The sequence below is a fragment of the Streptomyces sp. SID4985 genome, from assembly GCF_009863025.1.
Lineage (GTDB): Bacteria > Actinomycetota > Actinomycetes > Streptomycetales > Streptomycetaceae > Streptomyces.
Genome location: NZ_WWIR01000584.1, coordinates 1 through 12,842, shown reverse-complemented (window position 1 = coordinate 12,842; position 12,842 = coordinate 1). Strand labels below are relative to the sequence as shown.

Annotated in this window: 9 protein-coding genes and 1 pseudogene; 3 read left to right on the top strand and 7 right to left on the bottom strand. The window is 66.9% G+C overall.

What is annotated here, in order from left to right; genetic code table 11:
- From GTW40_RS25235 to GTW40_RS33335, 5 genes and pseudogenes are all read right to left on the bottom strand, one after another.
- On the bottom strand, positions 1-462 hold a 462-nt coding region (locus GTW40_RS25235), incomplete at its 3' end, for a DDE-type integrase/transposase/recombinase (protein WP_161182463.1).
- 219 nt (positions 463-681) lie between these two features.
- On the bottom strand, positions 682-1,008 hold the full coding sequence (locus tag GTW40_RS25230) for a transposase (RefSeq protein ID WP_161180487.1): 327 nt from the start codon (positions 1,006-1,008) through the stop codon (positions 682-684).
- A 12-nt stretch (positions 1,009-1,020) separates the two neighbouring features.
- Positions 1,021-1,290, bottom strand: a complete 270-nt coding sequence (locus tag GTW40_RS25225) for a hypothetical protein (RefSeq protein ID WP_237525670.1) — start codon at positions 1,288-1,290, stop codon at positions 1,021-1,023.
- Between the two features lie 173 nt (positions 1,291-1,463).
- Positions 1,464-3,407, bottom strand: coding sequence for a hypothetical protein (locus GTW40_RS25220; RefSeq protein ID WP_237525674.1), 1,944 nt, complete (start codon positions 3,405-3,407; stop codon positions 1,464-1,466).
- A 12-nt stretch (positions 3,408-3,419) separates the two neighbouring features.
- Positions 3,420-4,297, bottom strand: a pseudogene (locus tag GTW40_RS33335) (NACHT domain-containing protein); the annotation flags it as partial.
- Positions 4,298-4,498: 201 nt separating this feature from the next.
- Between GTW40_RS33335 and GTW40_RS25215 the strand changes: the two are divergent.
- From GTW40_RS25215 to GTW40_RS25205, 3 genes are all read left to right on the top strand, one after another.
- Entirely contained in the window at positions 4,499-4,708 is a 210-nt protein-coding gene (locus GTW40_RS25215; RefSeq protein WP_161182462.1) for a hypothetical protein, read from the top strand.
- Positions 4,709-4,943: 235 nt separating this feature from the next.
- The gene (locus tag GTW40_RS25210) at positions 4,944-6,560 is read left to right on the top strand and encodes a tyrosine-type recombinase/integrase (RefSeq protein WP_343245783.1); all 1,617 of its coding nucleotides are present in this window, start codon (positions 4,944-4,946) and stop codon (positions 6,558-6,560) included.
- On the top strand, positions 6,509-8,554 hold the full coding sequence (locus tag GTW40_RS25205; RefSeq protein ID WP_343245782.1) for a site-specific integrase: 2,046 nt from the start codon (positions 6,509-6,511) through the stop codon (positions 8,552-8,554). The genes GTW40_RS25210 and GTW40_RS25205 overlap by 52 nt, the downstream gene beginning before the upstream one ends.
- Before the next feature lie 582 nt (positions 8,555-9,136).
- Here GTW40_RS25205 and GTW40_RS25200 read toward each other — a convergent pair.
- Complete coding sequence (locus GTW40_RS25200) at positions 9,137-11,788, bottom strand: DEAD/DEAH box helicase (RefSeq protein ID WP_161182461.1); 2,652 nt, start codon at positions 11,786-11,788, stop codon at positions 9,137-9,139.
- A gap of 19 nt (positions 11,789-11,807) precedes the next feature.
- Complete coding sequence (locus GTW40_RS25195; protein ID WP_161182460.1) at positions 11,808-12,065, bottom strand: hypothetical protein; 258 nt, start codon at positions 12,063-12,065, stop codon at positions 11,808-11,810.
- Positions 12,066-12,842 lie beyond the last annotated feature (777 nt).

Below are 12,842 nucleotides of genomic sequence, written 5' to 3'. Positions count from 1 at the left end.
GCCGACCGAGCCGACCGAGCCGACCGAGCCGATCGAGGCGGCGATACCGGCAGCGTCCAGATGCTCGGCGAGCCGGAAACTCGTGTACTGCGACCCGGCGTCGGAATGATGGATCAACTCTCCTGATCGGATGGGGTGTTGGTCACGATCGCGCTGCCAGAGCGCCATCTCCAGGGCGTCCAACACGAAGACCGTCTCCTTCACGGTGGCCGCGGACCAGCCGACGATCCGGCGGGAGAAGGTGTCCACCACGAAGGCGACGTAGACGACCCCGGCCCAGGTCTTCACGTGGGTGAAGTCCGCGACCCAGCAGCGGTTCGGGGCATCGGCGACGAAGTCGCGGTCCAGCAGGTCCGGGGCCCGTTCGACCTGCCCGCCGGGCAACGTGGTGATCACGCGTTTGCCACGGACCGCTCCGGCGATGCCAAGCTCGCGCATCAGGCGTTCGACGGTGCAGCTCACGCCAGATCTTCCTCGCCCCGTAGACACGGTAGTTGGTGTCGTAGGCACGCTGGATCAGTGCCTTCAGCTCGCCGTCCCGCACGGTCCTGGCCGACGGCGCGGTCCGACGTTTGTGGTGGGCGTAATAGGTGGAGGGGGCGATCTTGCAGTCGTACTCTGTCAGCACGCGGCAGATCGGCTCGACACCGCCGAAGCGGTCCCGGTGCTCGTCGATGAAGGCTACGAGCGCGTATGTGGCCGGTCGAGCTCGGCCGCGAAGAAACTTGCCGCAGCTTTCAAGATCTCGTTGGCCCGCTTGAGCTCGGCGTTCTCCTTCTTCAACCGCTTCAGCTCGGCCGACTCCTCGGTGGTCACGCCAGGGCGCACGCCGGCGTCGACCTGGTCCTGCCGCACCCACTTCCGCAGCGTTTCGGTCGTACCGATGCCCAGCTTCTGGGCGACCGCTTTCATCGCGGCCCACTCGGTGTCGTACTCCGGCCGCACCTCGGCGACCATCCGCACCGCACGACGGCGCAGCTCAAGCGGGTACTGGGAAGGACGTGCCATGACTCGATCCTCTCAAATGATCGAGTCCCTACCGAACCCGGAACGGTTCAGTTCGACGAGGCGTTCGGAGTGGGAGCGCAGGCCTTGGAGGACGGCTACGAGGGGTGCGAAGGAGGCGGAGGCGACCATGTCGGTCGGGTCTTCGCCGGGCTGGAGGAAGACGGGCACGATGATGCGGGCGGTCTTGGCCGTGCCGTCGGGGTTGGGGCGCAGGGCGCGGCCGATGTTCTGGACGATCTCGACCTGGGAGCCGCGGGTGTCGGCGAAACACACCGCCTCCACGCCCCGCTCGCCGACGATGTCGATTATCTAGAGGTGGGGGAGCGTGAGTGACGTTTGTTCTGGTTTTTCGGAGAGCGTGCGCCGGGCAGAGAGCGGGCCGAGCGAGCCAAGCAGGCTGACGGGTCGTCACGGGGCAGGTGGGACTTTGTTCGCCCGTATCTGAGGTGAATGGGTCAAGTACCCGCTATGCGGGGTCGTGGGTACAGGTGAACAGCATCCGGGTTAAATCCTTCGAGGCCAACGACGCTTTGTGCGTAGTGCAGAGAGACTTGCAGTCCGTCGATCCGCTCGAGGGGAGTGATATCAGTGATATCGGGTAACGATGCGCGGCAGTTAACGGAAAGTCTCTTCAGGTTAGGGAATATGTCAGGGACGAGGTGCAATTGCGCATCTGCGTCGAGGGGTGACAATTGCAGGTATGTCACGTGGGGTATGGGTGCGGCCTGCGCGAGATCATACTCAGAAATGTAGAGTTCCGTCAGGTGCGGTAGGGAGGAGATTTCTCGCCACTCTGCAGGGGTCGGTCCCGCGTTGATCACCAAAATTTTTAGAAGCTGCCACTTGGAGATGCCCCGTAGGGGTGTATCGATCCAGCGGGCCAGACGCAACGCGGTCAAGTCCAGCGGCGCGGGCATGTCTTCCAGGCTGGTCCATGGCAGGCGGGTGTAAAGGGCAAGCTTCGTTAGTTCCGGCAGTGAAGCCAGAGCGTCGAAGGAGACCCCGTTTGGAAACTGTAGGAGGCTCAGGCCTGATAGTGGGAGTCCGGCAAGGTCTTCAATGTGTGTGAGCTGTTCACACTCAGACAGGGCCAGTTCCTTCAAAGCGGGGAGTTGCCGGACAAATTTCAAGTCTGTCAGTGCTTGGCCGGAATAGATGTTCACCTCATGGGTGTGCCCGGGTGAGAGGTGTTCGATTATTTCTTCTGCGGTAAAGGCTTCTTGAAACGTGACATCGTAAATGGGGGCCAGTAGCCGAAGGGCGTTGCGCTGCTCATGAGTGTGTACGACTAGAGGTAGGCAGTCCCTGAAGGGGAGCAGGATGTCCCGTGCATACGGGTCAGAATCGAAGTTCTTCCAGCCGTCGACGAGTTCGTAGGGTGCTGACTCAGAAGTCAGTGACTGAGCGAAGCGGCTGAGGAAGGCGTAAGCATGGTCGCCGCCGATGGTGGCGGCAGTCTGGATGACGGGGCCTACTTCGTCATGTTCCAGGCCTCGGGGTCCCGGCAGTAGATCCAGGATGCCTGGTCCGAGCGCGGCCAGTGCCTCCGCCTCTTCTCGGGAGCGGGGAGGCATCAGGACACGCGCACGCTGCTCGACCAGTCTGCGGACCTCGGGTGCGATTTCGGTGGCGTACTGCAGGCTGGCGGCCGCCAGAAGGTGGAGTCTGCCCCTGTGTTCGCTCTCGGCGTCACCCCGTTCGACGAGGCGGCGGAGTAGATCAGCGCTTTCGGCTGGGCGGGCGTGGGCGACGGCCATGCGCAGGACGTCTTCCCACTGGTCGTCGTGTGCGTTGTTGACCAGCAGGGGGAAGTCGTGGGCTTCGATGGCGGCTTTGGCCCCGAGGTAGTCCTGGAAAGTGCGGTGGACGAAGTCGACGGTGTCCATGGTGGGCTGGCGCAGGAGCCCGCTGCGGCCGACAAGGTGGGTCAAGACCTGGTCGGCTGTGCCCTGCTCGGCCACGGCCTGCATGGCCGGCAGCGCATCGTTGACCAGAGCCGTGGCAGTGGTCCGTTCCATCTCGGTCTGGCGGTTGCGGATGAGCCAGTAGGCCAGACGCTGCAGTAGCTGGACGCTCTGGTGTTCGGTGAGCTGAATGCCTTCCGGGACATCGATGCTGCGTTCAAGGTCTCGACGCACCAGCAGCATCGACAGTGCTGCCTCGTACAACTCCATGCGGCTGTGGGGCAGGTGACCGCGGCGGTCCCGGTGCAGCGCGCAGATCAACGCGCACATCAGGGGGGTGCTGGACAACTGCGCCAGGTCACGCTGAGCACGCACTGTCACCTGGAGCGCTGCTTCGAGATCATTCAGCTGTGACCGTTCGGCGTCGGTCGCTGCACTGTGCCGAGCGGCGGTATGCCACCGGCCGACGAAGACTCCGATGTCAGCGGTACTCATAGGTCGTACTGACAGTTCGGTGAAGCGCGACGAAGTCAGCCAGCCTTCTGGTACAGCGGACGGACGCGTGGTGACCACGAAGCGTGCGTCCCCGTAGGCCGCCAAGAGCCGCTCGAGCCAGTCCCGGGTGGCGCCTCGCTGCTCTTGAGGAACCTCGTCGATGCCGTCGACCAGGACGAGTGCCTCCCCCCTGGCGAGTACGGCATCGGCCCAGCCTTCAGGTTGTGAGGCGGCCAGGGGGTGCCGACCGCAGAGAGGAAATCGTGTGGCTCCGGAAGGGGTCCACGCCTCACCAGCGTCCGCAGCGGCAGGATGAACGGAATCCGCCCCCTCCAGTCCGCCAGTTCTGCCGGCAGTTCATCGCGCGCCGTGGCGACAGCCAGCCACTGCAGCAGCGTTGTCTTTCCGCTGCCGGCGAGCCCGCGCAGAAGAACTCGTCGACAGTCGGCCAACGCATGCTCGGCACGCTTCACCACGACGGATGGCCGGTTCGCTTCCTCACTGTCTGCAGGCCAGCCCTCCGGCCGCTCCGCCAATTCCAAGCTCAAGTACGCCGCGTCCAGCGGCCAGCGCGCACGTTCTGGCCGGCTCAGGTCCAGCCCTACGACGGTCAGCTGGGAATGCCGTTCCGTCACGTAGCTGAGGTACCGCTCCTCGAACGAAGGCTGCACCTTGGGCCGCACCGACCTGCGGGTGACTCTCCTTGGAGAGCCCTGGTACACCTGCGGTACGCGGGCAGCGGCTTCGCGAAGGGCCAGCAACGGCTCCACATCCGTGCCCAGCGCCCTCGCCAGGACCACCAGCGTGGTCTCGGAGGGCACCACTTGGCCGTTCAGCGCCTGGCTGACCGTTGTCCGCCCCAGCCCGGTCCGCTGCTGCAACCCACCCATCTGCAGACCCCGCTGCACCCTGAGGGCACGCAGCCGTAGCGCGAGTTCCGCCAACGGGTCCTCGTGCGCGTCCCCCATGTCCTGCTTCTCCATCCCCCGGGCGACCGTCTTCGTTCATCTTTGTTCGCCCTGAACCCCGGTGAACACCGAAACCGCGAAATTCCCCGGAGTCACCCTCGTCGAACGTTCTGGGGAGAAGGCATGAACACCTCATCCGTCCACCTGATGCTCCTGGCCCTGCTCCTGGCGGTCGTCGCGCTCTTCTGCACGCTCGTAGGAGCCGCGGCCGGTCTGCTCGCTCGTATCGACGGAGCCACCTATGCCACCGCTCTGCTGCGCGGTGCCGTGGCCTTCGCGGGCAGCGTCACCCTGTCCCTGGCGCTGCTGACCTTCGTCCTCGCGGTGCTGTAGACCGAAGATGCCTTTTGTCCCACTCCTACAGGCGAGACCATGGCGCCCGCCCGTGGCCGGGCGCTGTTACTCCTCGGCGCTGGAGCCCGGCCAGCGTCAGGGCGTCGACTACAGGACAAGGATTATCCATAGTGCGCGGTTCTGTGTGGTGTGTTTGGCAGGGATGTCACCTGGTCGTATGGCCGTCTGACGGTCCGCGCCTCGGTGGCCGGTGGGGCTTGGTTGTGTTTGGTGGGTGGAGCAGAGCTATGTGGCTGAGCGTTCGATGTCTCCGTCGACGGGTGTGGAGCGGTGGGTGGTGGCCGACGCGCGCACCTACGACCTGCATGCCGAGGTGTGTGCGTTTTTGGCGGGGTTGCGTAGCAAGGGCCGCTCGCCGAACACGGAACGGGTCTACGCAGGCCGTCTCGCCCTCTATCTGAACTACTGCGCAGGGCACCGTATCGAGTGGTCGTGTCCGGGTTTCATGGCGTTGTCCGGGCTGCAGCAGTGGCTGGTCACCACGCCGCTGCCGGCCCGCAGCCGCCGCTGTCCGACCACGGCTGCGCCCCGCTACCGTTCGCAGGGAACGGCGAACGCGGTGATGACGGCGGTCACGGACTTCCTGCGCTTCGGCGCGCTCCATGGCTGGGTCCCTTCCCAGACGGCCAGCCTGTTGTCGGAGCCGAAGTTCCTGCGGTTCTTGCCGGCCGGTTACGACGCCGGCGAGCGCGTCCAATGGCGCCAGGTCCAGGTATCGGCCTTCCGTTTCCAGGTCAGCGAGCCCGGCTACGAGGACCTGTCCTCACAGCAGATCCGCCGCATGATCGCGGATACGCCCCGGGCGCGGGACCGTTTCCTCATCGCGCTGCTCGCCGCGACCGGCCTGCGGATCGGGGAGGCCCTGGGCTTGCGCCAGGAGGATCTGCATTTCCTGGCCTCGTCACGCTCGCTGGGCTGTCCGGTTCAGGGGCCGCACCTTCATGTGCGGCGCCGCACCGACAACCCGAACCGGGCCCTGGCGAAGTCCAGACACTCCCGCTGCCTCCCCGTCACCCCCGACATCGTCGCCTTCTACACCGACTACCAGCACGAACGGAACCAGGTGGCCCAGGCGGCCGAAACGGGCATGGTGTTCGTGAACCTATTCCGCCCGCCGCTGGGCCGCGCCATGACCTACCCGAACGCCAAGAGCGTCTTCGACCGTCTGGCCCGCCGCGCCGGGCATCCGGCTCGCCCGCACATGCTGCGCCACTCCGCGGCCACCCACTGGCTGCGCGGGGGAGTGGACCGGGACGTGGTGCAGAAGCTGTTGGGTCACGCCTCGCCGCTGTCCATGGACCGTTACCGCCACGTCGATGAGTCCGAAACCCGGGCGGCTGTCGACCGGGCACAGACTGCACTGGGGGCGCCGACGAGGGCCACGAAGAAGTCGTGGGAGACGTGGTTGCGTTCCCACATCGAGCCCGCGTGGCGGCCGGGGGAGTGGGACAGCGCCAGATGGCTGTTCACCGGAGACCTCGACAATCCGCGCACCTCGTCCTCCCGGTGCCGCACCCGCCGCTGCGACGTGATCGTGCGCGCTCAGGAGACGTTCTGTACCTACTGCTCGGACCAGCGAAGGAAGAGCGGTCTGCCGCGGGAAGAGTTCGCCGCCACTTTCATCCCTGCTCGTTCCAGATCCCTGCCGTTGACAGTCGTCGGGCCGTGCACGCTCACCGGGGACGGTGTGCGGTGCGTACGCCCTCAGGTATCGGGAGGCCTGTGCGCCGCCCACCACGGATCATGGAAGTACCACAAGTCCAAAGGCACGCTCGAGCGGTGGCTTCGCAGCCGGGCAACACCGTTCACCGAAAACCGGATTGCCTGGTGACCCACTGCTCTGGTTGGGCGATGAACTCCAGTGGGCTGTGCAACTACCACTGGCGCGCCTGGAGAGCGGAATGCCGATCCCGCGCCGACCCTGTGCCTGCCGCCCAGTGGGCACCGCACCAGCCCCTGTATCTGCTGGCGCACCAGTTCCACCTCGCCCCATTGCCCCAGCTGCTGCGCTGGGAAGCGCTGTACGCCGTGCAGCAGATGGACCAGTGGGTACGTGCCCTGGAACCTCACTGGATCCGCGGCGTGATCAGCCACCTCACCACGGCCGACACCCTTCTGGACGCCACCAACACGGCCCGGCTCACCAAGCCGCACCAGGCTGCCGTCCGCACATTGGAGAACCTGCAGTCCGCCGCCCGCGCCGGATACAGCGAGTTCTCCGGGATCACCCTCATCGACCAGGACGTCATCGATCTGCGCGTCCTCGGACTGCGCCACAGCGCCTCCGGCAAGCGCCGACAGCTTCCCGGCCGCGTCGATCTCCGCACAGTCCGCCAGCCCTGGCTACGCCAAGCGCTGCGTCATTGGGTGACCACCGCCCGACCCACCACAGAAGACTTCAAGCGCACGTTCCACGCAACGACCATCGCCTCCGCGACTCTCGCCCAGCGCGCCGACGCCGGCGACGATCCCGCCGCCCTGACGTTCGCCGATGCCACCTTGGCCGTCGATGCTTTCCGTGCCGCACGCAAACGGGACGGGACCCCCTACTCCTCCTCCTTCCGACGCAGCCTGCTTGGGATGTTCTTCCAGCTCATCGCCTACGGCCGCCGCTGCGGCACCCTCGACGACCTGGCCGGCACCTTCACCCGCGTGCCCGTCGAGCACGTCATCTCCGTCGAAGAACCCAATGAGGACTTCATCGGCAAGGCCATCCCCGAATCCGTCATCCGGCAACTGGACACCCACCTCGACACCCTGGGCACCGGAAACACCTACGGCTGCCGCGACATCGCCCCAGACGCCCGGCACCTCCTGTACCGCACGATGTACATCGTCCTGCGCGACACCGGGCGCCGCCCGCTCGAGATCGTCTCCCTGGCCCGTGACTGCCTGGAAAACCACAACGGCCAGCCCACCCTGATCTGGGACAACCACAAGCGGAAACGCCACCGCAGACGTCTGCCGATCACAACCTCCACCGCCGACGCCATCCGAACCTGGCAAGCCCGCCGCGACCAACTGCACCTTCCCGCCAAAGGAGACCGATTCCTCTTTCCATCCCTCACCCCCCTGAGTGACGCCCCCCACATCTCCAGCACCTACCTCAGCGACGCCCTCAGGCTCTGGGCAGACGCCCTGCCCCCGCTCCACGCCGAGGGCACCGACTCCAAAGGACAACGCCTGATCTTCGACCGATCCCTGATCTACCCCTACGCCTTCCGCCACTCCTACGCCCAGCGCCACGCAGACGCCGGCACCCCCGTCGACGTGCTACGCGAACTGATGGACCACAAATCCATCGCCATGACCCAGCGCTACTACACCGTCTCCCTCAAACGGAAAAGCGAAGCAGTGGCCAAACTCAGCGCACACGTCCTCGACCAGCACGGCCACCTCAGCCCCAGCTCGAGCACGGCCTACGAGATGCGCTCCGTCGCCGTTCCCTACGGCGGCTGCACCGAGCCGTCGAACGTCAAAGCCGGCGGCCAGGCGTGCCCCATCCGCTTCCAGTGCGCTGGCTGCGGCTTTTACCGCCCCGACCCCTCCTACCTGCCCGCCATCGAGCACCACATCAACGAACTACGAGCAGACCGCGAAACTGCACTCGCCATGAGCGCCGCCGAGTTCGTTACCACCGCCCTCACCGCACAAATCACCGCCTACCAGCGCGTCATCGACCGCATGAACACACACCTGGCATCCCTCCCCGCCTCCGAACGCGTCCAGATCGAAGAGGCCAGCACCGTGCTGCGCAAAGCACGAGCAGGCGACAACCACACCCTCCTGCCCCTCACCACTGCCCGACCGAAAGACCCGCGATGAATCCCCGCGGCAACCCCGCCCCCCCTCGCCGAAGCCAGACGCCGCCACAGTCTCGACAAACGAGCCCGTGTCCTCACCGTCCTGGCCACACTCGAGAAACAGGGAAAGCCGCTCACCTTCGCCGCAGTCGCTCGCGCCGCCCGAGTCTCCACCTGGCTCACCTATGCCCCCGGCGTACGCGAGCACATCGAGGCAGCCCAACTACGCCAAGCCCACAGCACCCCGCCATCTGCCACGGCAAGCCCGCCCTCCCACTTCAGCCTGCGCACCGAACTCGAAATCGCCCGGCAAGAAATCAAAGAACTCCGCGACGAACGTGACCGGCTCCAGGCAGCCCTGCGCCACCAACTCGGCCAGCAACTCGATGCCATCCACGCCCCCGACACAGCAGCCAGAGCAGACCAGCTGAACGCCCTGAACCAGGACCTCACCCGCCGGCTGGAGGAAGCGGCCTCGGAGAACGCCACGTTCCGCGCCCGCATCACCGCCCTCGAAGAAGACCTGATTGCTGCCCGCACCAGCCTGCGCCGGATGATCCGCACCGAGAACACGGCCCGCTGAACGACATACCATCCACGGCGGTCATGCCCATTCGACGCCCAGCTCTCGCAGTGCGTCGCGCTGCTCCTGGGTGAGCTTGTCGCGGCGGCTTTTGGTGTTGGAGACCCATACGCCCAGCTTTACGGTCACCGGAGCCGCTTCGCCGTCGACCGTGATCTGCTCACTGTGGCCACGCGGGACGGGCCGGTGGGCGCCTTCCCGGTCCACCCACTGTGCGAGGGCTGTCAGGCCGCGCTGGAAGGCCTGTTGCGCCTTGCCCGGGCCCTTCGCACGCGTGGCTGCCGGGGCGGGAGATGGCGCCTCAGCGGGTTTGATGCCCAGCGCGGACAGCCGTTCCTGCTGCTCGGTCGACAGCTGCCTCCAGGTGCTCGGTTTGCGCTGCTGCTGGAGCCACTTGCCGATGTCGTCGCCGTCCATGAGTACGCCGGGTGCGATGTCGGGGAGGCTGCCGTCGGCGTCGACCAGGTCCGCCAGGACGCGGTAGTGCCGCTGCCAGTCCAGCGGCCACGGGCAGTTCCAGTCCGGGTCGATCGCGGTGAGCTGCGCCGCACGCTGCTCCGCCCGCTTCCGGTCCTTCCCGAGGCCGCCCTTCCGGCGCAGGTTGGCCATGTGCTGGCCGATAGGCACCATCGCCTCGCCCTCGCCCCAGACGGCATCCTGGCGGGGGGCGAGGTGTCCGGTGGCCCGCCGGTAGGAGCGAAGGGCGGCGAGTTTGTTCTCCCAGGCTTCCTCGCCGGGCTCCCACACCATCCCGGCCTCGTCGAGGAGGTCCTTGCGGTGGGGATCGAGTTCACCGGCCCGCAGTGATTTCCGTTGCTGGTGCACCCATCGCCCAAGCGGAAACGCCTTCGTCGTCCCGACCTCGGTCTCGACGTCGTAGGGGACGGCGTGCAGGCCGGTGATTTCGTTCTCCGCTCGCCAGCGGAGCAGGGCTTGGTAGCCCTCGAGCCAGACCAGGGACTGGGGGCGGATGACGCGGCAGCGGGTCAGGGCGGCGATGTCGGCGGCGTCGCGGGGGGAGGAGAAGTTGATCACGATAGAGGTGACCCGGTCGACTTCCTGCTGCGCCTCGCTCGTTTCCTCACCGTCACTGCCGGCGGTTCCCGCTGCGAGGGCGGGGCGGACGTGGAGGGGCCGGAGCTTTTCGCCGCGGGTCAGCGCGTGGGAGGCGAGCTGGTCGACCATGCGTTCCGAGTGCGAGCGCAGCGCCTGGAGGATGTCGACCAGAGGCTGGTAGCTGGCGGAGGCGACCATGTCCTTCGGGTCCTCCCCGGGCTGCAGGAAGATCGGGATGATGATCCGCGCCGTCTTCACTGTGCCGTCCGGATTCGGGCGCAGGGCCCGGCCGATGTTCTGGACGATGTCGACCTGGGAGCTGCGTGAGCCGACGATGCACACGGCCTCCACGCCGCGCAGTCCGGTGATGTCGACGCCGACCCCGAGGGCTCGTACCGAGGCGAGGAACGCCCGGTGTACGCGCCGGTTCGCGGCGTTGATGCCGTTGGCGAAGCGGTGGATCACTTCGCGCCGGTGGGCGATGGGGTGGTCGCCGCACAGCCAGTCGGCCCAGACCCGGGCGGGGGGCACGTGGCGGCCGTCCTCGAGTTCGTACAGCTCGGCGTCGATGGAGGAGGCGGGTAGTTCCTCCGCGTCGGCCAGGGCGGCGTCTGAGGCTTCGGTGGCGTACAGCTCGGCGGCGGTCGCCGGCATCTGCTCGGCGAACGCGCGGGCTTCCTCGACCCTCTGGTGGAAGGTCATGACGGTGTGCAGGTTCATCTGCGCCGCGTGCTCCAGCAGCGCGGCTTGGAGCAGCGCCAGGCGCCGGCCGCGCAGCGCGTCCTCCGACAGCCCCAGGATCGGGTCGGGGTCCCGGATCTCCAGCACGTCGATCTCGAAGCCCGCGAGGATCGAGCGTTCCACCGCCTCCGCCAGCCCGAGGTCGAAAATCCTGGTGCCGTAGGTGGCGCTGTCGTCCTCCATCGACGCGATCACCAGCTCCTGTCCGTCCCGGCCGCGCTGCGGGCTGGGCGCGGCCAGGATCCGCGGGGTGGCGGTCAGGTATAGCCGGAAGTCGATGGGGATCCGCTGGTTGTCGTGGATCGCCGCCCACGGCCGGCCCATGTCCCCGGCCGTCATGTGCGCCTCATCCAGAATCGCCAGGTCGAACGGGGCCATCCGCTGGCCGTACAGCCGCTCCCCGCCCGCCAGCGCGGCCTCCAGCGGCCCGCGCACCGTCCGCTGGCCCGACGGGTCCTCCGGATCCTCGCGGTCCACCAGGGATGCGTACGTGGCGAACACGACCACCGGCCCGGACCCCGCCCACAACGCGAGCTGGATCGGGTTGGTCGTGGTACGCACTCCGAGCTGCTCCAGAACCTCGTCCTTGTCCACCGAGCAGACCGCGACCATGGGCGCGCGGTGCCCGACCAGGCGCCAGGACTGCGCGCTCTGCACGATCAGATCCAAGGTGGGCACCATGACGAGGATCCGCCCGCCCGGGAAGCACTCCAGAGCGCTCGCAGCGGCCGTGATCGTCTTCCCGGACCCGGTCGCGGACACCCCCATGGCACGCGCCCCCTCTGGGGGCACAGATGATCTTGCAGGAAATCCCACCCATTTACGGAACGCTGACTTCTGGTCGACCTGGTGTTCCTTGAGCTGAATTTCCGACATTTCTTTTTCTCCCCGATGTCTAATTCCTGCAGTTTTCAGACGGCCGCGTGCGGCGTACAGGCCGCTCCGGCATCACTCCAGAAGGCGCCGCGAGGTGCCATCCGCCGGGCGTCCCGTCCGACTTCCCGCGCTTGAATCCCGGCAGGTCGTCCGGTTCGTAGTGCCCGGTCTCGCGCGTGCAGAGGATGACGTCACCACTGGACATCTCCACCCTCCGCGCCGTGCACAGACCGCCGGCCTCGCCCAGCGCCGCCACGCCGTGGTGTTCGAGGTACACGGCAGCACGGTCTCCCGGACGAACACCTCCAGCCGCACCAGAGCGACCCGTTCACGCCGCCTGACGTCCGCGATATGTACGGCCAGCTCAGCAGCCCGGCCGACCGGCCGCCACGCCCTACCCAGTCCCGGTCCGCGACGCCCACCAAGGCCTCACTCACCGCCGCAACGCCTTCGTCCCAGCCGTCCGCGAACCGCGCGCCCTCAGAGGCCGGCGCCATCCCATCCAGTTCGACCACCTCGCTCTGCGCCCCGGCGACCGCCAAGTCGTCAGCCTCGGCTGCGGGCACGCCCTGAGCTTGTAGGAGGTCGAACAGCCTCAACCGGGCGTTGGTGCCCGCCGTCTGGTACTCCGTCACCCGGTGCACGGAATCGCTGCTCATCGAGGGGTCTGGTCCTGTAGATTCGCGGTGACCGGTCATCCGAGTCGTCCTCTCGGAATTTAGGGAGGGTTCCTGATGGTTGGGGGAGTGTCCTGTATTTCTGCCAACGATACATGCTGCATCAACGTGAGGCACGCACTACGCTGAGACCCGACACAAACGAGTGACCCCCCTCCTCGTAGCCAGCCAGGCCCGCGACAGCGGGCCCCAAGGGACTGGAGGCGCAGCCGCAAGGACCGTTGAGGCGGGGGAGCGCAGCGGACCCGCCGACCCGGGCTGGAGCGAAGCGAAAGCCTAGCAGTGGGACGAAGTCCCGCTGCCTGGTCCGGGAGCGCAGCGAACGGACCGTCACCTCGACTGCGCAGCAGTCGAGGTGCGCGAGTGGCGCAGCCACT